Genomic DNA, 20538 nt, shown 5'->3' with positions numbered 1-20538 from the left:
GAGATTTCTCGCCATTCCTGCTTAGAACACCACACTGAAGCCATCAAAACCTGAAACACCTGCACCTCCAGCCGCATAAATATCTCAGCCGACGCCCCTGCGGCCATGCAGTGCAAGCCTCGGCAGTGATCGACCGGGGCTACCTCAAACGCGAATTCACAAGCCGCACGACGTTTCCTATCGTTGTTGGCTCAACGACACGCGAGCGCAACGCCATGACCAACATCGACAAAGCCGGAACGTTTCTCCTTGGTGACCGCCAAGTCACCCGCGTCGGCTATGGCGCAATGCAGCTTGCGGGGCCTGGCGTGTTCGGTCCGCCCAAGGACCGCGATGCGGCCTTGGCGGTGCTGCGCGAAGCCATCGCACTGGGCGTCAACCATATCGATACCAGCGATTTCTACGGGCCGCACATCACCAATCAGCTGATCCACGAAGCACTGCATCCTTATCCGGACAACCTGACCATCGTCACCAAGATCGGTGGAGCGCGTGGCAAGGATGGAGCGTGGCTGCCGGCTTATTCAGCGCCGGAGTTGATCAAGGCCGTACACGACAACTTGAGCAATCTGGGCCTGGAAACGCTCGATGTAGTCAATCTGCGCGTGATGTTCAAGGCCGAAGGTCCGGCAGAAGGCTCCATTGCCGAGCAGTTGAAAACCTTGGTCCAACTGCAGCGCGACGGCCTGGTGCGGCACATCGGCATCAGCAACGTCACTGCGACGCAGGTGGCCGAGGCGCGCGCCATCACCGATATCGTCTGTGTGCAGAATATGTACAACATCGCGCATCGCCATGACGACGACATCGTCGACGCACTCGCGCGCGACGGCATCGCTTACGTACCGTTCTTCCCGCTTGGCGGTTTCTCGCCGTTGCAATCGTCCACGCTTGCCGCTGTTGCCGAGCGCCTGGCCGCAACCCCGATGCAGGTGGCACTGGCATGGCTGCTGCAGCGCTCACCCAATATCTTATTGATCCCGGGGACATCGTCGGTGGCGCATCTGCGCGCGAATCTAGTTGCAGCCGAGCTGAAACTTCCGGCCGATGCCGTCGAGGAGTTGAACAAGATCGCAGTGTAGAAACGCCGGCGATTGCGTCTTGGCAAGCGGTGCCTGGCAATCGGGCATCAGCGCCCTGGCTCGTCGTTCCACAGCAACTTGTGCAACTGCATCTGGAACCGCACTGGCAGACGATCTGCAACGATCCAGTCTGCCAGCTGCCGAGGCGTCACTTCGCTTTTGCTGGGCGAAAACCACACCGTGCAGCGACGGTCCAACGCATGTGCGGCGACAATCTCGCGCGACCATTCGTAATCGGCGCGGCTGCAGATCACGAACTTGATCTGGTCACGCGCGGTCAGCAGCGGCAAGTTGTCCCAGCGGTTGCGCTGTTCTTCGCCGGAGGCGGGCGTCTTGATGTCGACCACGCGCGAGACGCGTGGATCGACTGCAGATACATCCAGTGCACCAGAGGTCTCCAGCGAGACATCAAAGCCGGCGTCGCACAGTTTCTGCAGCAGCACCAGGCAGCGCTTCTGCGCCAATGGCTCGCCGCCGGTCACGCAGACGTGGCGCACGCCATGGCTGGCCACCTCGGCAACGATCGCATCGATATCGTGCCACTCACCGCCATGGAAAGCATAAGCGGTGTCGCAGTAGTGGCAGCGCAGCGGGCAGCCGGTCAGGCGCACGAATACGGTCGGCCAACCGGCAGCCTCGGCCTCGCCTTGCAACGACAAAAAGATTTCGGTGATCTTCAATCGCGGCAATGGCGACTGGACGATCTCGCTGGGGACGGCGGCGGCGTTCATAGGCAAAGTATGCGCCGCGCCCAAAGGCGCCGACGCGCGGGCTCAGCGCAGTTGCTGGCCGAGACGGATGGACTGCAGGCGTTCCTGGGCGACGCGCGCCGCATCGGAGCCGGGATACTGCGAGACAACTTGCTGCAAGGTCTGCTGGGCTTCGTCGTTTTTGCCTTCGCCATACTGCGACAGGCCGAGCTTCAACAAGCCGCCAGCGGCCTTGTCATGCGTGGGATAGCGGCCGACGAGATCGCGAAACTGCGCCTCGGCCAGCTGAAAATTTCGGGTGGCGTAATAGCTTTCGCCTAGCCAATACAACGCATTGGGGGTGTAGACGCCGTTCGGATAGAGCTCCAGAAAGCTCAAGAACAGTTGCGACGCATCGTCATACTTGCCGTTCTTCAACGCATCGAACGCCACGTTGTAAGCCGTGCGTTCTTCGTTACTTGCGGTCAGCGTGCCGGAGTCGCCATGCACACTGGGCGGCTTCTCGGAAGTTGCCGCCGCTGCAGGCCGCGCGGCCGGAGCCGGGGCTGGGGTGACGCTGCCGGTAGCCGGTGGCAATGGCGGTGTTGCACCACCTGCACCTTCCAACCGATTCAGACGCCCGTCCAGGTCCAGATACTGGTCCTTGGACTGTTGTTTCAGCTGTTCGTTGTCGTGCTGCAGCTGTTCCACGGTCGCTCGCAAGCCCTGCAGGTCCGAACGCGCCTGCTGCAGCTGATTGAGAAGATCGTTGTTGGCCTGGCTGTTGGCCTGCTGCTGCTCGAGAACGGCAACACGATCAGCGAGACTGGCTCGCTGCGCGTGCGCCGGCGCGGCGACCACAAGGGCCGCCGCGACGAACAGGGATGTCACTCGAAAGCGCATCGCTTCTTACTGAGCCGTGTACACGATTTCGACGCGACGGTTCTGCGACCAGCAGCTTTCGCTGGTTTCGGTGCAGACCGGACGCTCTTCGCCGTAGCTGACAACGGTCAGCTGGCTGGCGGAACCGCCGGCAGCCTGCAACGAGGACGACACGGCATTGCCGCGACGCTCGCCCAGACCCATGTTGTACTCACGCGAACCGCGCTCGTCAGCATTGCCCTGCAGGGTGATGCGCGAGGAAGGACGGTCACGCAGGTACTTGGCGTGGCACGCCATGATGGCCTGGAATTCCGGCTTCAGGGAGTCCTGATCCAGATCGAAGTAGACAACGCGCTGGCGCAGGCAGGCATCGGTATCCAGGTCGCCCGGGCCGTACAGGCCAGAGGTGGACGGGCCGGTGGGAACGGAGGAACCAGCGGTGGTGTCAGTCGCAGGAGGCGGAGTTTCCTTCACCTTCTTCGAACAACCGGCCAGCACGGCAACGGACAACAGGGAGACAAGCAAGACGCGGGTGGACTTGTTCATGGGATACCTATGGAGGCTCTGGGCCAATGAGTGGTTTAACGCAGCGAAATATTAACATTAATGCGCGGTTCGGTAAGGCCCCCATGCAGGTTCTCTCACATCTCCATCGGCCAGGACCAGACGCTGGCGGACGCGAGCGTCGGAGGAGACTGCGTAGAGCACGCCGCGACCACCCTCACGTGCCGCGTACAGCACCATGCTGGCGTTCGGCGCGAAGCTCGGCGACTCGTCCAGCGAACCCGGCGAGAGCGTGCTCCAGCTCGGCGAACCCAGGCTGCGGTCCATCATGGCGATGCGGTAGCTGTTGCCGCTGCCCTGCGCCACGGCGACCTTCTTGCCGTCGAACGAGACGCTGGCGGTGGCGTTGTAGTTGCCCTGGAAGGTCACGCGGTTGGCGCTGCCGCCGCTTGCGGCCACCTGGTAGATCTGCGGACGACCGCCGCGATCGGAGGTGAAGTAGATGCTGCCGCCGTCCGGCGCCCAGGTCGGCTCGGTGTCGATGCCGAAGTGGTTGGTTAGCTGGGTCAACTGCTTGCTGCCCAGATCCATGACGTAGATCTCCGGGTTGCCGCTGCGCGACAGCGCCAGCGCAAGGCGACGGCCATCGGGCGAGAACGAGGGCGCACCATTGATGCCACGGAAGCTGGAGACCAGTTCACGCGCACCGGTGGAGATGTCCTGCAGATAGATCGAGGAATTGCCGCGCTCGAAGCTCACATAGGCCAGCTTCTTGCCGTCCGGGCTCCAGTTCGGCGACAGCAACGGCTCGGCCGAGCGCACGATGGTCTGCGGGTTGTAGCCGTCCGAGTCGGCCACCATCAGCGCATAGCGCATCGCGCCGCCCTTGCCGCTGGCGGTCACATAGGCAATCCGGGTCCAGAACGCGCCACGCACGCCGGTGATCTTTTCGTAGATCGCATCGGCCATCTGATGCGAAACATCGCGCATCGCATTGGCGCGTGCGGTCATCGCCAAGCCAAGCAGGCGCTCGCCCTTGGCTACGTCGAACAGTTCGTACTCGACGCGGTAAGCGCCTTCGCCGGCATCCATCACGCGGCCAACCACGATGTAGTTCTGCTTGAGCGTGCGCCAGGTCTGGAACTGCACCTCGGTCCCACGGGTCGGCTTTTCGACGATCTGCGCGGCCGGCAAGGTCCGGAACTGACCGGAGCGGTCAAGATCGGCGCCAACCACGGCCGCCACATCGGTCTGCGGCGCGGTGCCGGAGCCTTGGTAAGCCATCGGAATGACAGCGATCGGCGTAGCCGATGCGCTACCGCCGACGATATCGATAGTGAGCCCCTGCTGCTGCGCGAGGGCACTCAGCGGAAGCAACAAGGCGGTCAGGGCAGCTAACCAACGCAGCGGTTTTTTCATGGACGGCTCGGATCGGGCAGGAAAAGTGTGCAAGAGATACCAATCAACGAGTGAACATACTCGCAATCGTGAACGAGACAGCGTGAAAGTGGAGCGAGTGGCCGCAGACAGCACGACACCTCTGTATTGCCAACCGACCGGCCGTCAGACCGGCCGTTACTGATCCTGCGCAGTGAATACAAAGGTCAGATTGCGCTGGAATACCGATTCGTAGCCGCGATACGGCAGCGGCTGCGCGCTCAACACGGCGGCCTCGATCGAGCGCTGACCCGCCTCGTCGTACGGGCAGCCCGGCGCGACCTTGGCTTCCATCACCTGCCCGCCCGGCAACTGGCGGATGTTGATGGTGCATTTCTGACCCGGCGGCACCGAGGGCGGGCGCACCCACTGCCCCAACACCTTCTGCTGGATGGCCGCAGCGTACTTGGCCGACAGGTCGGTGTTGGTACCACCCTGCCCTGCAGTCGGTTGGGCAGTGGCAGCAGCGGCCGAAGACGCCTGTTGCGCACGTGCGGCGGCCACCTGGCGCAGCTTCTGCTCGGCCAGTGCGGCTTCCTTGGTGGCCTGTTCGCGCTGCCGGCGGATATCGGCGATCTTCTTTTGGCGTTCGGCGTCCTCGGCCTGCTGCGCGGCAGCCTGCTTCTTCTTGGCGTCGGCCTCTTCCTGCTGCTTGGCCAGGCGCAGCTTCTGCTCGGCCTCTTCCTGGCGTTTGCGCTCGGTGAGGTCGATCTGCTCCTGACGGCGCTTGGCTTCCTGCTCCTGCTTGGCCTTTTCCGCCGATAGCGCAAGCGCATCGACACGCTCCTGATCGACCTTGTCCGGCTGAGCCACGCGCTCCTGGGCCTGCGCCTGTTGCGGCGTGGGCGCATCCTGCGGGCGTGGCTCGGGGATCGGCTGCGGTGGCGGCACGCTTTCTTCCGGCGCGGGTTCGGGCACCGGTGCGGGCGGTGGCGGTGGCGTCTCCACCGGTGTCGCCTTCAACGCCTGCCGCGCAACGCGCGCTTCGGCTGCGGACACGTCCAGCGAAGCTTCCATGCTGGGATCGCCAGCGGCCGGCTCGACCGAACGCTCGGGCGACCACAGCCAGCCGGCGATGAACACCAGTGCGACCAGGACGTGCACGACCAAGGCCAGCACGACTGGTCGCAACCAGCCATCCTCGCGCGCGGTCTGCGTGGGGAGTGCGTCAGCGTGCATCGCTGCCTGCAGCACCGCCGGAGTCGGAAATCAGGCCCACCTTTTCGACCTTGGCCTGCTTGAGCACGTCGATGGCATCCATGATCTTTTGATAGGGGGCGGCGCGATCGCCGGCCACCACCACGCGGGCCTCTTTGTCCTGCGCCACGATGGCGGCCAGTTGCGCTTGCAGCGCGGCCACGTCCATTGCCTGCGGCTTGCCCTTGGGCAACTGCAGTGCGAGCTGGCCGTCGGCGGCCACCACCACCACGATCGGATCCTGCTTGCTCTCCAATGCCTTGGCGCGCGAGCTCGGCAGATTGACGTCGGTGCTCAGGGTCAACAGCGGCGCGGTCACCATGAAGATGATCAACAGCACCAGCATCACGTCGATGTACGGCACGACGTTGATGTCGGATTTGAGCTTGCGCTTCTTACGGCGGGAAATACTGGAAATCATCGCGGAACGTTCCTAATTGATCCCTCGCACATGCGCGCGCGGACTGCTCCGAGGGACTCGCCCATCCTGTCCCCGCACACGAAGGTGCGGGCGTCTGCGAGGCACTCGCATGCAAGCCGGCTGTTGCGAGGGAGCGGCATCACTCGTCGGCGCCGGCCTGACGCTGCAGGATCGAGCTGAACTCGTCGGCGAAGGTTTCGTAACGCACCGACAGCCGTTCCACCCGGGTGGTGAAGCGGTTGTAGGCCCACACCGCCGGAATCGCCACGAACAGGCCAATGGCGGTAGCGAACAAGGCTTCGGAGATACCCGGTGCGACCGCAGCGATACCGGCCTGTTCGCCGCTGCTGACCATGTCGTGCATGGTCACCATGATGCCGAACACGGTACCGACCAGGCCGACATACGGCGCGGTGGAGCCGATGTTGGCCAGCAATTCGAGATTGCGCTCGAGCTGGTCGACTTCGCGGGTGAAGGCGGTGCGCATGGCGCGCTGAGCGCCTTCCAGTTGCACACGGCCATCCAGACGGCGGCGATCGCGCAGGCGCGAAAATTCGCGGAAGCCGCTTTCGAACATCGACTCCAGACCGCCGACGGTGCGGTTGCGATCGGTGGCCGAGGCGTACAGCTTGGCCAGATCGGCGCCGGACCAGAAGCGGTTTTCGAACTCGTCCGCCTCGCGGTTGGCCTGCTTGAAGGCGCGCGCCTTGCGGAAAATGATCACCCAGCTGATGAACGAGCCGATCAGCAGCAACAGCACGATGATCTTGACCGGGATGCTCGCCCGCAGGATCAACTCGACATAGTTGATGCCGCTGTTGTGCGCCACGCTGGCGGTCTGTGCCGCAGCGGCGGCAACGTCCTGCGGTAGTGCTTCCACTACCGTGTCCTGCAGGGCCAGGAGCAATGCAATCGACATCCGTTTGTTCCTCAGTCTTCTGATTCTGTGGTTTCTAAAGCTTTCAACACGTCGTATAGCGCATCGTCCATGCCGCGCGGGCGGAAGTCGCTGGCACTGAGTGCGGCAATGCGCACCTGCGCGGTCAGGAGCACCTCGCCCTCGCGACGCACCGACTGCGCAAACAGCAGGCTGGCACGTTTACATCTGAGCAGGACCGCCGACACTGACAGCGCGTCGTCGAGCCGGGCCGGCTTGAGGAAATCCAGTTGCATCGAGCGGACCGCGAACACCAGATCGTGCTGCTGGCGCAGGCGTTCCTGCTCATAACCGAGTGCGCGCATCCATTCGGTGCGCGCCCGTTCCATGAAAGCGACGTAGCGCGCGTGGTAGACCACCCCACCGGCGTCGGTATCTTCCCAATACACGCGTGTCGGCCAACTGAATCGGGGATCAACCGACATCCTCGTCCTCCACGAACAGGTCCGGTGCCGGCGCTGCCTTGGGCTTGAGCCCTAGATGGCGATAGGCCTTGTTGGTGGCCATGCGCCCGCGCGCGGTGCGGATCAGGAAGCCCTGCTGGATCAGGTAGGGCTCGATCACGTCTTCCAGGGTGCCGCGTTCTTCCGACAGCGAGGCGGCCAGCGATTCGACGCCGACCGGGCCGCCGTCGAAGTGATCGACGATAACCCGCAGCATGCGCCGGTCGAGCTCGTCAAAACCTTCCGGGTCGACCTTGAGCATCTGCATCGCCGCCTGCGCCACCGGCAAATCGATATGACCGGACGCCTTGACCTGGGCGAAGTCGCGCACCCGCCGCAGCAGCCGGTTGGCGATGCGGGGGGTGCCGCGCGCGCGGCGTGCGATCTCGGCGGCGCCATCGGGCGTGCAGTCGATACCCAGGATTGCGGCCGAGCGGATCACGATGCGGGTCAGCTCTTCCGGCGAATAGAACTCCAGCCGCTGCACGATGCCGAAGCGGTCGCGCAGGGGCGCGGTCAGCAGGCCGGCTCGGGTGGTGGCGCCGATCAGGGTGAACGGCGGCAGGTCGATCTTGATCGAGCGCGCGGCCGGGCCGTCGCCGATCATGATGTCGATCTGGAAATCTTCCATCGCCGGATACAGCACTTCTTCCACCACCGGCGAGAGCCGGTGGATCTCGTCGATGAACAGCACATCGTGCGGCTGCAGGTTGGTCAGCAGCGCGGCCAGATCACCGGCTTTTTCGATCACCGGGCCGGAGGTCGAACGCAGGCTCACCCCGAGCTCGTTGGCAATGACGTGACTGAGCGTGGTCTTGCCCAAGCCCGGCGGGCCGAAGATCAACACGTGATCCATTGCCTCGCCGCGCGCCTTGGCCGCCTGGATGTAGATATCCATCTGCTCGCGCACCGGCTGCTGGCCGAGATAATCGGCAAGTCGCTTGGGGCGGATGCTCGCATCGGCGGCATCGTCTTCCCGGGTGGCGCTGCTGGCGATGATGCGGTCCATTGAGAGCCGGGATTGGGGATTCGTTATTCGGGATTTGCAGCCCACTAGTATGGGCTGCGAGGCGCCTCCGGCGCTACGCTCTTGCTAGTCCAGACTCTCCAATCCCGAATCCCGGCCGCCGCAGGCGGCTCAGATCTCGACCTGCGCGCCCAGCTCCACCAAGCGGTTGCCGGGGATGCGGAAGAAACCTGTCGCCGGGGCGGCGTTGCGATGCATCAGCGCGAACAACTTGTCGCGCCAGATCGGCATGCCACGGTTGGCGCTGGCCACGATGGTCTCGCGGCTGGCGAAGAAGGTGGTGTCCATCGGGTCGAAATGGATGCCGCCCTGGTCACAGGAACGCATCAATGCCAGCGGCACGTCGGGGGTTTCCATGAAGCCGAAGCGCACGTAGACGCGATAGAACTCGTCGCCGATCGATTCGATCTGCAGGCGCTTGTCCGCCGGCGCATACGGAATCGGCAAGGTGTCGACGTTGAGGAAGATGTTGCGCTCGTGCAGCACCTTGTTGTGCTTGAGGTTGTGCATCAGCGCATGCGGCACGACCATCGGGTCGGCAGTGAGGAACACCGCCATGCCCGGCACGCGCGCCGGCGGGGCCAGCATCAGGCCCGGCAAAAAGCTGTCGATGCGGATGCCGTCCTTGCGGATTTCCTCGCGCAGCAGCGCGCGGCCGCGGCGCCAGGTGCGCATCAGGGTGAACACCACGATGCCCAGCGCCAGCGGGAACCAGGCGCCCTGCAGCAGCTTGGCACCGTTGGCGATGACAAACGCCAGTTCGATGATGAAGAACACCACGCACAGCGGCAGCACCCAGTTGCGCCAGCGCGGCCACAGCGAGCGCGCCACCAGCGCCAGCAGCAAGGTGTCGATCAGCATGGTCATCGACACCGAGATGCCGTAGGCCACGGCCAGATTGGTGGAGCTGCGGAAGATCAGCACCAGCGCGATCACCATCACCATGAGCAGCCAGTTGATGCCGGGCACGTAGATCTGCCCAATGGTGGTGCGCGAGGTGTGCTTGATCAGCATGCGCGGGATATAGCCCAGCTGCATCGCCTGGCGCGCCACCGAATACGCACCGGTGATTACCGCCTGCGAGGCGATCACCGCCGCCAGCGTGGCCAGGATGATCATCGGATACAGCGCCCAGCTCGGCACCGCTTCGAAGAACGGATTCTTCAGCGCGGAGGGATGATTGAGTACCAGCGCGCCCTGCCCCAGGTAATTGAGCAGCAGCATCGGCAGCACGAAGAAATACCAGCCGTGGCGGATCGGCTTGGCGCCGAAATGGCCCATGTCCGCGTACAAGGCTTCGCCGCCGGTCACTGCCAGCACCACCGCACCGAGAATGAAGACACCGTGCCAGCCGTGCTGCATGAAGAAGCGGATCGCCCACCAGGGGTTGAAGGCCTTCATCACTTCCGGCGCATCGACGATGTTCCAGATGCCGATTGCCCCCAGCGACAGGAACCACAGGCAGGTGATCGGGCCGAACACCTTGCCCACTTTTTCGGTACCGAAGCGCTGCACCATGAACACCACCAGCAGCACCACCACGGTGATCGGCACGATGAAGGGATGCAGGCTGGGCGCGGCGATTTCCAGGCCCTCCACTGCACCCATCACCGAGATGGCCGGGGTGATCACGCCATCGCCGAAGAACAGCGAGGCGCCGAAGATGCCCAGGATGCCGACCACATACGCCGAGCGCGACCCGTTGCGCATGGTGCGCTGGGTCAGCGCCATCAGCGCCATGATGCCGCCCTCGCCCTCGTTGTCGGCGCGCATGATGATGGTGACGTACTTGAGCGTCACCGTGATCATCAGCGCCCAGAACGCCAGCGACAGCACGCCCAGCACGGTGTCGTGATCGCTGGTCAGCCCGTAGTGCGGCGAGAACGCCTCCTTGAGGGTGTACAGCGGGCTGGTGCCGATATCGCCGAAGACGACGCCGATGGCGCCGATGACCAAGGCCATATGGCTATTGGCAGGCGCATGGCCGTGGCCAGCTGCGGAAGTGGGGGTCTGTGACATGAAGTGGGCAGGGTATCGCCAAGTGGCGTGAAGGAGAGGAAGACGGCGCGGCGTTGAGTAACTAAAAACGTAGCGAGCGGGGGGTCAGCTGGGTGCGGGCGGCGCGCAGGAGCCGCAGTGTACGAGTGGTACATGCCGATTCCGAGCACCGGCCGCGCCCGCCTGGCGACCGCGTAGTCGTTTTGCTAGTCGCCCTTAACGCAGTGCGGCCTGGAGGGCCTTGCGGATGACCGTGGCGACTTCGTCGCCTTCTGCCCCGGCCTCGCGTGCCATGCGTGCGGCCTCGGCCGGCTTGTAACCCAGTTGCTGTAACGCCACGGTGGCTTCGGACACCGCATCCGGGCCGAGCTGGCCGGTGATCGGCGCGCCACTGCTGAAGTCGGCGGCGCGGTCGCGCAGCTCCACCACCATGCGCTCGGCGGTCTTCTTGCCGATGCCGGGGATGCGGGTCAGCGCGGTGATGTCGCCGCTGGTGATCAGGCGGGCGAACTCGTCCACGGTGACCCCGGACAACACCGCCAGCGCAATCTTGGCGCCGATGCCGGTGACCTTCTGCACGTCGCGGAACAGCCGCCGCTCGCCTTCGCGCAGGAAGCCGTACAGCGACACGCTGTCTTCCTTCTGCGCGTAGTGGGTGAACAGGATCACGTCGCGGCCGACATCGGGCAGGTCGTAGAAGGTGCTCATCGGCGCCTCCAGCTCGTACCCCACCCCACCCACATCGATCACCAGCCACGGCGGCTGCTTGTAGGCCAGGATCCCGCGCAGGCGGCCGATCATTGGGCACCGCCTTGGCGGTGCCGGGATTGGGTATTCGGGATTGGGGATTGGCTGGATCCCTCGCTGCCGTTAACGAAGGCCGCGCACCGCCGCACAAGCACAGCGCGCGCGGACCCGCGTTTGCGACTCCCCAATCCCGACTCCCAAATCCCTGCTCTCATCGTTTCCGGCTCCAGGCCTGTTGGGTATTGACGCCCAGGCGCTGCGCGGTGGCGCGCACGTGGGCGTGGGTGATGGCAACTGCCAGTGCGTCAGCGGCGTCGGGCTGCAGCTTGCCTTTCAGGTTGAGCATGATGCCGACCATGTGCTGGACCTGCACCTTGTCCGCACCGCCCTTGCCGACCAGCGCCAGCTTGATCTCGGTGGCAGCGTACTCGTGTACCGGCAGGTCGCGTAGCACCACTGCGCAGATCGCCGCGCCCCGCGCATGGCCGAGCTTGAGCGCCGAGTCGGCACTCTTGCCCATGAACACCTTTTCGATCGCCACTTCCTGCGGCTGGTAGGTGTCGATCACCTCGCCCAGCCCGTGCAGCAGGCGCTTGAGCCGCTGCGCGAAGTCGCCCTCGCCCAGCAGCACCAGCGGCGCGTGATAGACATGCCGGCTGCGACCGCTCTCGTCGATGTCGATGACGCCAACCCCGGTGCGCTGCGAGCCGGGGTCGATGCCCAGGATGCGGGTCATCGAGGGGCCGGGAGTGGAGATTGGGGATTCGGGATTGGTGACGCACCTGCAGTGAAGCGATCGCGTTGCTGTTGCGAATCCCGAATCACGAATCCCGCCATCCCGGCCATCATCAGGCGCCAAGCGCCGCTTGATCGACGTTCGAATACACGTCCTGAACGTCGTCCAGGTCTTCGAGCATGTCGAGCAGCTTGCGGACCTGCAGGGCGGTGTCGCCGTCGACGGCGATGTCGTTTTCGGCGCGGAAGGTGATTTCCGCATGCACCGGCTCCAGGCCGGCGGCGGCGAGCGCCTGCTTGACCTGGGCGAAGGCGTCCGGGGCGGTCAGCACATCGATGGCGCCGTCTTCCGGGTACACCACCACGTCATCGGCGCCGGCTTCGATGGCCGCGTCGGTGAGGGTGTCTTCGTCGGTGCCGGCGGCGAAGCTGAGCACGCCCAGACGCTTGAACATGAAGGCCACCGAGCCGTCGGTGCCCATGTTGCCGCCGCACTTGCTGAAGGCATGGCGCACATCGGCCACCGCACGTACGCGGTTGTCGGTCAGGCAGTCCACGATCACCGCCACGCCGCCGGGGGCATAGCCCTCGTAGCGCACTTCTTCGTATTCCACACCTTCCAGCTCGCCGGTGGCTTTTTTGATGGCGCGTTCAATCACGTCCTTGGACATGTTCGACGACAAGCCCTTGTCCACCGCCACGCGCAGGCGCGGGTTGTTGGCCGGATCACCGCCGCCGCCGCGTGCAGCCACGCTGATCTCGCGAATGATCTTGGTGAACATCTTGCCGCGTTTGGCGTCGGAGGCGTTCTTGCGGCCTTCGATCGAGGGGCCTCTACCCATGGGTGGTTCCAGACTGGCTTGGATGACAGGGCGCGGATTTTACCTGATTGCTCGCCCGCACCGGGGCGGCAGCGTTCAGTGGCGGACTCAGTGGCGAAATCGGCCGGTCCGCAGAAAGCTCAGCGCCTGCTGCGCGGCCTCGGGTGAGCGCAACAGACCGCTATGGCTGGCCGGCACCACACAATGGTCGCGCAGCCCGGGCAGGCGGGTTTCGGCCAGCGCCACGGTGCCGTCCGAGCCGCCGTCCAGCGGCGCCAGCCAGCGTCCGACCCCGCGCGCGACATTGCCGGCGACCTGACCGATCTCGGCCTCGCCCTCCCATTGCACAAACCCTTGCTGCAGTAAGCCCGCACTCCGCCCCAACGCCCATCGCCCGCCACGTTGGGCCAGGCCGCGCGCGGCGGCGCTGCCGCACAACGGCGAGCCCAGGCAGACCACACGGCGCACCGGCAGCTCGGGCGCGGCGCGCAGGGCCTGCAACGCCATCAGCCCGCCCAGGCTGTGACAGACCAGCAACTGCGCGCTGGTCGCCTGCAGGCGTTCGATCAGCCGCGGCACCGCCTGCTCGGGACCGCCAAGCACGCTGGCGTAGCCGAACAGCGCCGGCGCCAGGCCCTCTGCACGCAATCGACGCGCGAGCGGCAGCAGCCAGTGCGAGGTATTCCAGATGCCGTGCACCAGCAGTACGTCGGCGGTGGCGGTGGTCGGTGCCGTGCGCGGGGTGCGTCTGGATGCAGTTGGAAATGCCGAGGAGCTGCTGGGCATCAGCGCGGTTTCCGGGACGTGGCGCGCGATCGCCGGGCTGCTGCGGACGGCGCCTGCATGCGCTCAGTCGGCCGCGACGATCGGCTTGCGGCGCAGGATGTGCTCGCGATCGACAATCTTGCCGACCGGGAAATCGTACTCGCCGACTTTTTCGAATCCGTAGCGGGTGTAGAAACGTTGTGCGCCGAAATTTTCCGACCACACGCCGATCCACAGCGTGCGCGGGCCGTTGCGTTCCAGCCATTCCAGCGTGGTTTCGAACAGCCGGCTGCCCCAGCCGCTGTTCTGGTAGTCCTTCAACAGATACAGCCGCTTGAGCTCTCCATCGCCGGGACGCACGTCTTCGTGCGGCAGCCCGCACGGGCCGGCGGCGGCGTGGCCGACCAGCAGGCTGTCCATCTCCAGCAGCCAGATCGCATAGTCCGGATGCGCCAGCACGATGCGCGCGCGCTCGACCGCATAGGTCTCTTCGAGAAAACCGCGCAGGTCTTCTTCCGGATACAGATGCCCGAAGGTTTCGGTAAAGGTCTGTGCGGCCAGCAGCGATAACGCTTCGGCATCGTCCGGTGTGGCGCGGCGGATGCGGGTCATGCGGGGCCTCTCGTGCCTGGTTGATCTGGCAGCTTCTCGCATGCAGATGCGCTACCGCAAGCGGGGATTGGGGATTGGGGATTGGGGATTGGGGATTGGGGAATCGGGAATCGGGAATCGGGAATCGGGAATCGGGAATCGGGAATCGGGAATCGGGAAAGCATCTGCGATGCGTGGATTCCGCGTGTGCAGGATTCGGCATGGGCGCTGACGGGTTCAACCAAGCGCGCACGACCGGCTCCGCATGGCGCCGCGCAGGAAAGATAAACACTGCGAGGGATGGCTATCTGCTTGCGGAGCTCAGGCGCGCTTGGGACGGACCTGCAGGACGCACTGCCGCCGGTGATCGGCGGCGGTGCCCCGTGCGCAACACCCAGCCCTGGCGCCAACGGTTCCACCAAAGCGCGCAGCGCTAGCTGCGCTGAGCGCCTTGTACAGATGACCACGCACACGGCATGGCCATCTGCTAGCGCAGGTCAGACCTGCTTCGGACGCACCTGCACGTGCACTTCGGCCAGCTGCTCGGCCGGGATCGGCGACGGGGCATCGGTCATCAGATCCTGCGCGCCAGTGGTCTTGGGGAACGGGATCACGTCGCGGATCGATTCGGTGCCCGCCATCAATGCAGCGATGCGGTCGATGCCGAAAGCAATGCCGCCGTGCGGCGGTGCGCCGTAGTTCAAGGCATCCAGCAGGAAGCCGAACTTGGCACGCGCTTCCTCGGCGCCGATGCCAAGCAGCTCGAACACCGCGCTCTGCATGTCCGGGCGGTGGATACGGATCGAGCCGCCGCCGATTTCATTGCCGTTGAGCACCATGTCGTAACCGCGCGACACGGCGGTGCGGGCATTGGCGCGCAGGTCGGCGATGTCGTCCACCGCCGGCGCGGTGAAGGGGTGATGCAGGGCCACGTAGCGCTGCGCCTCCTCGTCCCACTCGAACATCGGGAAGTCGGTGACCCACAGCGGTGCCCAGGTGTCGGCGACCAGCTTGAAATCCTTGCCGGCCTTCAGGCGCAATGCACCCATGAAATCGGACACGGTGTTATAGCCGCCTGCACCGAAGAACACGATGTCGCCGTTGCCGGCACCGACGTGCGCAACCAGCGCAGCAAACGCCTCTTCGCTGAAGAACTTGGCGATCGGCGAGCTGACTTCGCCGGTCTCCGACAGCTTGATGTAGGCCAGGCCCTTGGCGCCGTATTTGGCGGCGTGCGCGGCGTACTCGTCGATCTGCTTGCGTGACAGCGCGGCACCGCCGGGGATACGCAGCGCGGCCACGCGGCCGTCGGCATCGTTGGCGGCCGCGGTGAACACCGGGAATTCACTGGACTTGACCAGCTCGGCCACATCGACCAGTTCCAGTGCGATGCGCAGGTCCGGCTTGTCCGAGCCGTAGCGACGCATCGCCTCGGCCCAGGTCATGCGCGGGAACTGCACTGCCAGCTCGACATCCACCACTTCCTTGAAGATCGCGCGGATCATGTCTTCGACAAAATCCTGCACGTCGCGCTCGCGCACGAAGGCGAATTCCATGTCGAGCTGGGTAAATTCCAGCTGGCGATCGGCACGCAGCGCTTCGTCGCGGAAGCAGCGCGCGATCTGGTAGTAACGATCGAAGCCGGCCACCATCAGGATCTGCTTGAACAGCTGCGGGCTCTGCGGCAACGCATAGAACTCGCCCGGATGCATGCGCGCGGGCACCAGGAAGTCGCGTGCGCCTTCCGGGGTGGCCTTGGTCAGGATCGGGGTCTCGATGTCCTGGAAATCGCGTGCGTCCAGGTGCCGGCGCAGCGCCTGCACCAGCTTGATGCGGGTGCGCTGCATGCGCTGCATTTCCGGACGACGCAGGTCCAGATAGCGGTACTTCAGGCGGGTTTCTTCGCCCGGATTTTCGTGCGCATGGAACGGCAGCGGCGCGGCCTTGTTGAGGATGGTGATACGCGTGGCGATCACTTCGACCTTGCCGCTGCGCAGCTTGGTGTTGACCGCGTGCCGCGCACGCACCACGCCTTCGACCTGCAGCACGTCTTCGTAGCCGAGGCTGGCGGCCACCGGGAACACCTCGGCGTTCTCCGGTTCCACCGTCACCTGCACGATGCCTTCGTGGTCGCGCAGGTCGATGAAGCACACGCCGCCCAGGTTGCGGGCCACGTCGGTCCAGCCGGCGAGAGTGACGGTTTGGCCGATCATGGTCTCGTCGACCAGGCCGCAGAAGTGGGTACGCATCGAAAGCTCCGCTGAAAACCCGACACAGGACAGCGCCGGAGAGCCGGATATTCTGGGGCCGGCGGGCGGCAGGAGCAAATGCGCAGGCGCTCATGGTCGCTTAAGTCAGCGCCCGGCTGAATAGGCGCAACGCCCCTCCCGCACCAAGGACGACACGATGCTGCGCACTGCCCTGCTGCTCTCCGGCTTCGGCCTGATCTCCCTGACCGGCCTGCTCGCCAGCGCTCCTGCCGCGGCGCAGGACCGCGGCTGGAACGGCCCCAGCATCACCTGCTCCAGCAACGACAACCGCCGCCGCGAGTGCGATACGCCGTTCCGCGGCCGCGCGGTGCTGGTCGAAAACATCTCCGGCACGCGCTGCATCGAAGGCCGCAACTGGGGCAGCGACCGCGGCCGCGTGTGGGTGAACAACGGCTGCCGCGCGCGCTTTGTGGATGGCCGCAACGGGAGCGGCGGCTGGGGCGGCAACAACGGCGGCGGCGCTGGCGGGGTGGCCGGCACGGTGCGCTGCGAGAGCAACGACCAGCGCCAGAAGATCTGCGATACCGGTTGGCGCCGCGCCATGCTGGTGCGCCAGCTCTCCAACACGCCCTGCGTGGAAAACCGCAACTGGCGCCAGGACGGTAGCCGGATCTGGGTGGACGACGGCTGCCGGGGCGAGTTTGCGCAAGCGCGCGGCGGCGGTTGGGACCGTGGCGATGGCGGCTACGGCGGCCGCGACGACCGCCCGCGTAACGATTACGCCATCAGCTGCGCCAGCGACGACCGCCGCCTGCGCACCTGCGCCTGGGATGGCCGCTACGGCCGTCCGGTGCTGACCCGCCAGTTGTCCGACACCCGCTGCGAAGAGGGCCGCAGCTGGGGCTACGACGAGCGCCGCGCGACGGTGTGGGTGAATGACGGTTGCCGGGCGCGGTTTGAGGCGCGTTGAGGCGGCGCGGGCCGGTCCTGGATACGGATCGGCCTGCGCGCTCAACCCGTCATCGATCGATTGGCGGATGACACACGTTCCCGGCGGGAGAGTGCGCTACTGCGACGCTGTTTGATCTGGTCTCCAGCTGGAGACGCCTGTGCTGGGACCGCAGACGATGCCGACTGCCCGGCCAATCGACCGGCTCAACTTCCCCAAGGCGCGGGCGGCGAAGCGACCGGCCGGGTGAGATCGAATTCGACCCGGAACAGCCGCCCGCCTGGGCGACTCAGTTCGTAGACAACGCTGCGGCCGGGCTGGATTTCGATCGCCCAGGTGTTACTCAGCGAAGCGGTCGAGCCAAGGCGTTTGAATAGCGCGATGGATTCGGCATCGACCGGGAATTCCTGTCGGCTCGCGCTGCCTGCATCGATGGTAGCGCCGCCGTATTGAGTCAATGCGTCCGCACTACCGTCGGCATGGCGGTGATCGTGCTTGAGGCGCAGGCCAGTAGCAGTGCGCGTCAGCACCCAGGTGCGCGAGTGGTCGTCGCCCACGTGAAACGGCACGCGCAGTTCGCGCGCAGGGTCGTCGCAGCCGCGCACATGCATCACCAGCGGCTTGCCGGCGAACGCGCTTGGCGTTGCAGAGACCGGGGTATCGACGAGGACGCGGCCGGCGAAGGCTTGTCCGCAGTACGTGGCGAGCGCGGCCAGGAATCGATCTGCAGGTGCAGCGCTTATCGGTGCAGATGAGGCCACAGACGTGGACGAAGTGGCACATCCGCTCACCGCGGCGACCAGCATCAGCACGGCCAACCCTGGAGTGGCCAACGAGACGCGGTGAGCGAGCGCTGTTCTCAGCGTCGCGCCGCTCTCCGGCTTGCGCGTGCGGCCGTGGATCATGCCGGATCGGATGCTGGCTTGGACACAGGCTTGGCGGCGGGTTTGCTCTCGGCGGCTGCGGCCGGCTTGGCCTCGCCACCGCTGCTGCTCTCGGTGAGGTTTTTCTTCTTCTCGCCCGCCGACTTGAAGTCGGTTTCGTACCAGCCGCTACCGGACAGGCGGAACGAGGGCGCGGTGATCTGGCGCTTGATCGTGGCCGCCGCGCAGGCCGGGCAGGTCTGCGGATCGGGGTCGGCCATCTTCTGCAGGCGGTCGAAGGCGTGACCGCAGGTGGTGCACTGGAAACCGTAGATGGGCATGGCAGGATCAGCTGAAGACGATACAGGGGCGCAGATTCTAGTCGTATGCGAGCAAGCAGGTGCAGGGGCTGTCTGGGCGCTGGCGCGCGGGAGCTTGTTGCGGGCAACAAGCATCGATCAATCGTCGCTTCGTCGCGCCTGCACGCTGACCGCGCACGTTCAACGCCGCGGTTGCCGCCTGCAGATGCAAACGCCAACTGCGCATACCGACGTCTCGAGCAAACGTGACGAGTCGTTGTCAGGTCAGCGAGATTGCGCGGAATACAGCGTTCGTCCTGCAGCGCGCAGACAACCGGCACGTTGCGCCGACTTGACGACTACCGGCGACGGTCGAGAGCCGTAGAGGAGCCACTTGAATCAGCCTGCACCACACGTTTCGATCAAGCCGCCACATAGCGGCCTGCTACACTCGAACACGTGATCGACGCGCCTTTTCCCCCACAAGAGCCGCATCCATGTTGCGACTGACCGCCTTATTGCTGGGCGTGGCCCTGTTGCTGACCGGCAGCGGGCTGCTCGGCACCTTGCTTGCCGTGCGCGGTGGTCAAGCCGGCTTCGATGCGCGTGCGCTGGGCCTGATCATGTCCGGGTATTTTGCCGGCTTCTTTCTCGGCACCTTCTTCGCGCCGCCACTGATTCGCCGCATCGGGCATATCCGTGCGTTTGCATTTTATGCGGCATTGGCTGCCATTGCGGTGCTGCTGCATCCGATCTGGTTGAACGCCTGGGGCTGGGGATTGCTGCGATTGGTCACCGGCGCGGCCTTGGTCGGCCTGTACACGGTGATCGAAAGTTGGCTCAACGCCGAGCCGGATGCGCGCCGACGCAGCCGGGTGTTTTCGGTATACATGGCGATCAATCTTTCTGCACTGGCGCTGGGCCAGATCCTGCTCACGGCCGGCGATGCAAGTGCGCCGGCGATGTTCACGCTGACAGCGATCTTGATTTGCGCGGCAGTGATGCCGGTGATGACCACGCGACTGATTCCGCCCGAGGTGCCGCACGTGTCGCGTTTGCGCCTGAAAACGCTGTACGCATTGGCGCCGGTGGCGACCATCGGCGCGGGGTTGTCGGGCCTGGCAATGGGCGCGTTCTGGGGCTTGTTGCCGGTGTACGCCAACCGCATCGGGCTGGATGCCGATGGCGTGGCGATGTTCATGCTCACCGCGATCATCGGCGGCGCGGTGTTGCAGTGGCCGATCGGGCGCATCAGCGATGGCCATGACCGGCGCATCGGCCTGGTCACGGTGAGCGTGCTGGCGGCCGGCATTGCGATTGCCGCCGCCGTGCCGATGGTGCAGTCGCAGACCACCATGCTGTTCGTGTTGTTCTTCGTGTATGGCGGATTGGCATTCTCGCTGTATCCGTTCGCGGTGGCGCACATGCTCGATTATCTGCCGCGCGAAGATCTGCTCTCCGGCTGCAGCAGTTTGTTGCTGGTACATGGCGTGGGCGCGGCGATCGGCCCGGCCCTGGCCGGCGGCGCGATGCAGAAATTCGGGCCTGCGGCATTGCCGGTGTACTTCGCGGTGATGCTGCTGGCACTGGCCGGCTTCACCCTGGCGCGCTTGCTGCGCTTCACGCGCCGCCGCACCCATCCGATCTCCTTCCGCCCGATGCTGCGTACTACGCCATCGGCACTGGAATTGATGCCGGAAACGCAGCAGACCGAAGCGGCGCCTCACACTAGAAGTGGCTAGGGCCTGTTAACACTAATGGCCCGAGCGATTAAACTATCGTGCATGGAGATCACGCCAGCACAATTTTCTCTGATCGAACACTGCCTGCCGGCGCAGCGCGGCAATGTCAGCATGACCAACCTGCAAGTGGTCAACGCCATCCTTTACGTTGCCGAGCATGGCTGCAAATGGCGCGGCCTACCCAAGCGCTTTGGCAACT

At 65.1% G+C, this 20538-nt stretch carries 22 protein-coding genes and 1 other RNA gene; 4 read left to right on the top strand and 19 right to left on the bottom strand.

Translation table 11 applies throughout. The features are described from left to right. Positions 1-215: 215 nt before the first annotated feature. Positions 216-1082, top strand: a complete 867-nt coding sequence (locus tag ABS769_RS19265; protein WP_317062788.1) for an aldo/keto reductase family oxidoreductase — start codon at positions 216-218, stop codon at positions 1080-1082. A gap of 47 nt (positions 1083-1129) precedes the next feature. Here ABS769_RS19265 and queE read toward each other — a convergent pair whose 3' ends face one another. The 17 genes from queE to aspS all read right to left on the bottom strand — a co-directional run bounded on the left by queE (position 1130) and on the right by aspS (position 16525). After that, positions 1130-1813: a 7-carboxy-7-deazaguanine synthase QueE gene (gene queE, locus ABS769_RS19260; RefSeq protein WP_115040751.1), complete on the bottom strand. Its 684-nt coding sequence runs from the start codon at positions 1811-1813 to the stop codon at positions 1130-1132. 42 nt (positions 1814-1855) lie between these two features. Continuing rightward, positions 1856-2674 (bottom strand): tol-pal system protein YbgF, encoded by an 819-nt coding sequence (ybgF, locus tag ABS769_RS19255; RefSeq protein WP_317062789.1) that lies wholly within the window; start codon positions 2672-2674, stop codon positions 1856-1858. A 6-nt stretch (positions 2675-2680) separates the two neighbouring features. After that, positions 2681-3199 carry a peptidoglycan-associated lipoprotein Pal gene (gene pal / locus ABS769_RS19250; RefSeq protein ID WP_016904129.1) on the bottom strand — a complete coding sequence of 173 codons (519 nt, stop codon included), beginning with the start codon at positions 3197-3199 and terminating at the stop codon, positions 2681-2683. 57 nt (positions 3200-3256) lie between these two features. Further along, positions 3257-4576, bottom strand: coding sequence for a Tol-Pal system beta propeller repeat protein TolB (tolB, locus tag ABS769_RS19245; protein WP_317062790.1), 1320 nt, complete (start codon positions 4574-4576; stop codon positions 3257-3259). Between the two features lie 156 nt (positions 4577-4732). Continuing rightward, positions 4733-5773, bottom strand: coding sequence for a cell envelope integrity protein TolA (gene tolA / locus ABS769_RS19240; RefSeq protein ID WP_006452378.1), 1041 nt, complete (start codon positions 5771-5773; stop codon positions 4733-4735). Then, the gene (gene tolR, locus ABS769_RS19235; RefSeq protein WP_006452377.1) at positions 5763-6212 is read right to left on the bottom strand and encodes a protein TolR; all 450 of its coding nucleotides are present in this window, start codon (positions 6210-6212) and stop codon (positions 5763-5765) included. The genes tolA and tolR overlap by 11 nt, the downstream gene beginning before the upstream one ends. A 139-nt stretch (positions 6213-6351) precedes the next feature. Beyond that, entirely contained in the window at positions 6352-7131 is a 780-nt protein-coding gene (gene tolQ, locus ABS769_RS19230) for a protein TolQ (RefSeq protein WP_006452376.1), read from the bottom strand. A gap of 11 nt (positions 7132-7142) precedes the next feature. Then, a complete protein-coding gene (gene ybgC / locus ABS769_RS19225) occupies positions 7143-7574 on the bottom strand; it encodes a tol-pal system-associated acyl-CoA thioesterase (protein WP_043910488.1) in 432 nt (143 codons plus the stop codon). Then, on the bottom strand, positions 7564-8601 hold the full coding sequence (gene ruvB / locus ABS769_RS19220) for a Holliday junction branch migration DNA helicase RuvB (protein WP_006452374.1): 1038 nt from the start codon (positions 8599-8601) through the stop codon (positions 7564-7566). Before ruvB ends, ybgC begins: the two co-directional genes overlap by 11 nt. 129 nt (positions 8602-8730) lie before the next feature. After that, positions 8731-10638, bottom strand: coding sequence for a potassium transporter Kup (locus ABS769_RS19215; protein WP_317062791.1), 1908 nt, complete (start codon positions 10636-10638; stop codon positions 8731-8733). A 59-nt stretch (positions 10639-10697) separates the two neighbouring features. Continuing rightward, positions 10698-10772, bottom strand: a non-coding RNA gene (locus ABS769_RS19210) — sX9 sRNA. A gap of 61 nt (positions 10773-10833) precedes the next feature. Beyond that, positions 10834-11418: a Holliday junction branch migration protein RuvA gene (gene ruvA / locus ABS769_RS19205; RefSeq protein ID WP_006450983.1), complete on the bottom strand. Its 585-nt coding sequence runs from the start codon at positions 11416-11418 to the stop codon at positions 10834-10836. Positions 11419-11575: 157 nt separating this feature from the next. Then, entirely contained in the window at positions 11576-12100 is a 525-nt protein-coding gene (gene ruvC / locus ABS769_RS19200) for a crossover junction endodeoxyribonuclease RuvC (protein WP_268214405.1), read from the bottom strand. A gap of 112 nt (positions 12101-12212) precedes the next feature. Next, positions 12213-12941, bottom strand: coding sequence for a YebC/PmpR family DNA-binding transcriptional regulator (locus ABS769_RS19195; protein WP_006451885.1), 729 nt, complete (start codon positions 12939-12941; stop codon positions 12213-12215). An 87-nt stretch (positions 12942-13028) separates the two neighbouring features. Beyond that, positions 13029-13706: an esterase/lipase family protein gene (locus ABS769_RS19190; RefSeq protein WP_317062792.1), complete on the bottom strand. Its 678-nt coding sequence runs from the start codon at positions 13704-13706 to the stop codon at positions 13029-13031. A gap of 63 nt (positions 13707-13769) precedes the next feature. Beyond that, positions 13770-14297 (bottom strand): GNAT family N-acetyltransferase, encoded by a 528-nt coding sequence (locus ABS769_RS19185; protein ID WP_317062793.1) that lies wholly within the window; start codon positions 14295-14297, stop codon positions 13770-13772. 476 nt (positions 14298-14773) lie between these two features. Further along, a complete protein-coding gene (gene aspS, locus ABS769_RS19180) occupies positions 14774-16525 on the bottom strand; it encodes an aspartate--tRNA ligase (RefSeq protein ID WP_317062795.1) in 1752 nt (583 codons plus the stop codon). 157 nt (positions 16526-16682) lie between these two features. Here aspS and ABS769_RS19175 point away from each other — a divergent pair, with 157 nt between their 5' ends. Next, positions 16683-17456 (top strand): DUF3011 domain-containing protein, encoded by a 774-nt coding sequence (locus ABS769_RS19175; RefSeq protein WP_317062796.1) that lies wholly within the window; start codon positions 16683-16685, stop codon positions 17454-17456. Between the two features lie 185 nt (positions 17457-17641). Here ABS769_RS19175 and ABS769_RS19170 read toward each other — a convergent pair whose 3' ends face one another. Next, positions 17642-18241 (bottom strand): hypothetical protein, encoded by a 600-nt coding sequence (locus ABS769_RS19170; RefSeq protein WP_430544185.1) that lies wholly within the window; start codon positions 18239-18241, stop codon positions 17642-17644. Between the two features lie 95 nt (positions 18242-18336). After that, a complete protein-coding gene (locus ABS769_RS19165; RefSeq protein WP_350498246.1) occupies positions 18337-18639 on the bottom strand; it encodes an FmdB family zinc ribbon protein in 303 nt (100 codons plus the stop codon). A 455-nt stretch (positions 18640-19094) separates the two neighbouring features. Between ABS769_RS19165 and ABS769_RS19160 the strand changes: the two genes are divergently transcribed. Together ABS769_RS19160 and ABS769_RS19155 are read left to right on the top strand one after the other, a co-directional pair. Next, a complete protein-coding gene (locus ABS769_RS19160) occupies positions 19095-20339 on the top strand; it encodes an MFS transporter (protein WP_317062797.1) in 1245 nt (414 codons plus the stop codon). 42 nt (positions 20340-20381) lie between these two features. Then, positions 20382-20538: transposase (locus ABS769_RS19155; RefSeq protein WP_233368074.1), on the top strand; the 157-nt coding region annotated here is incomplete at its 3' end.

The sequence above is a fragment of the Xanthomonas hortorum genome (genome assembly GCF_040279205.1).
Lineage (GTDB): Bacteria > Pseudomonadota > Gammaproteobacteria > Xanthomonadales > Xanthomonadaceae > Xanthomonas > Xanthomonas hortorum_F.
The sequence above is the reverse complement of the archived record's forward strand: the minus strand, read 5'-3'. Positions and strand labels throughout refer to the sequence as shown.

Excerpts from the sequence above, each read along its gene's own strand:
- ABS769_RS19190 (WP_317062792.1), bottom strand. The coding sequence starts at position 13,706 with ATGCCCAGCAGCTCCTCGGCATTTCCAACTGCATCCAGACGCACCCCG.
- pal (WP_016904129.1), bottom strand. The coding sequence starts at position 3,199 with ATGAACAAGTCCACCCGCGTCTTGCTTGTCTCCCTGTTGTCCGTTGCC.
- ruvA (WP_006450983.1), bottom strand. The coding sequence starts at position 11,418 with ATGATCGGCCGCCTGCGCGGGATCCTGGCCTACAAGCAGCCGCCGTGG.
- ABS769_RS19215 (WP_317062791.1), bottom strand. The coding sequence starts at position 10,638 with ATGTCACAGACCCCCACTTCCGCAGCTGGCCACGGCCATGCGCCTGCC.
- tolA (WP_006452378.1), bottom strand. The coding sequence starts at position 5,773 with ATGCACGCTGACGCACTCCCCACGCAGACCGCGCGCGAGGATGGCTGG.
- ABS769_RS19195 (WP_006451885.1), bottom strand. The coding sequence starts at position 12,941 with ATGGGTAGAGGCCCCTCGATCGAAGGCCGCAAGAACGCCTCCGACGCC.
- tolR (WP_006452377.1), bottom strand. The coding sequence starts at position 6,212 with ATGATTTCCAGTATTTCCCGCCGTAAGAAGCGCAAGCTCAAATCCGAC.
- ABS769_RS19175 (WP_317062796.1), top strand. The coding sequence starts at position 16,683 with ATGCTGCGCACTGCCCTGCTGCTCTCCGGCTTCGGCCTGATCTCCCTG.
- queE (WP_115040751.1), bottom strand. The coding sequence starts at position 1,813 with ATGAACGCCGCCGCCGTCCCCAGCGAGATCGTCCAGTCGCCATTGCCG.
- ABS769_RS19160 (WP_317062797.1), top strand. The coding sequence starts at position 19,095 with ATGTTGCGACTGACCGCCTTATTGCTGGGCGTGGCCCTGTTGCTGACC.
- ruvC (WP_268214405.1), bottom strand. The coding sequence starts at position 12,100 with ATGACCCGCATCCTGGGCATCGACCCCGGCTCGCAGCGCACCGGGGTT.
- ABS769_RS19265 (WP_317062788.1), top strand. The coding sequence starts at position 216 with ATGACCAACATCGACAAAGCCGGAACGTTTCTCCTTGGTGACCGCCAA.
- ybgC (WP_043910488.1), bottom strand. The coding sequence starts at position 7,574 with ATGTCGGTTGATCCCCGATTCAGTTGGCCGACACGCGTGTATTGGGAA.
- ybgF (WP_317062789.1), bottom strand. The coding sequence starts at position 2,674 with ATGCGCTTTCGAGTGACATCCCTGTTCGTCGCGGCGGCCCTTGTGGTC.
- tolQ (WP_006452376.1), bottom strand. The coding sequence starts at position 7,131 with ATGTCGATTGCATTGCTCCTGGCCCTGCAGGACACGGTAGTGGAAGCA.
- ABS769_RS19165 (WP_350498246.1), bottom strand. The coding sequence starts at position 18,639 with ATGCCCATCTACGGTTTCCAGTGCACCACCTGCGGTCACGCCTTCGAC.
- aspS (WP_317062795.1), bottom strand. The coding sequence starts at position 16,525 with ATGCGTACCCACTTCTGCGGCCTGGTCGACGAGACCATGATCGGCCAA.
- tolB (WP_317062790.1), bottom strand. The coding sequence starts at position 4,576 with ATGAAAAAACCGCTGCGTTGGTTAGCTGCCCTGACCGCCTTGTTGCTT.
- ruvB (WP_006452374.1), bottom strand. The coding sequence starts at position 8,601 with ATGGACCGCATCATCGCCAGCAGCGCCACCCGGGAAGACGATGCCGCC.
- ABS769_RS19185 (WP_317062793.1), bottom strand. The coding sequence starts at position 14,297 with ATGACCCGCATCCGCCGCGCCACACCGGACGATGCCGAAGCGTTATCG.
- ABS769_RS19170 (WP_430544185.1), bottom strand. The coding sequence starts at position 18,241 with ATGCTGGTCGCCGCGGTGAGCGGATGTGCCACTTCGTCCACGTCTGTG.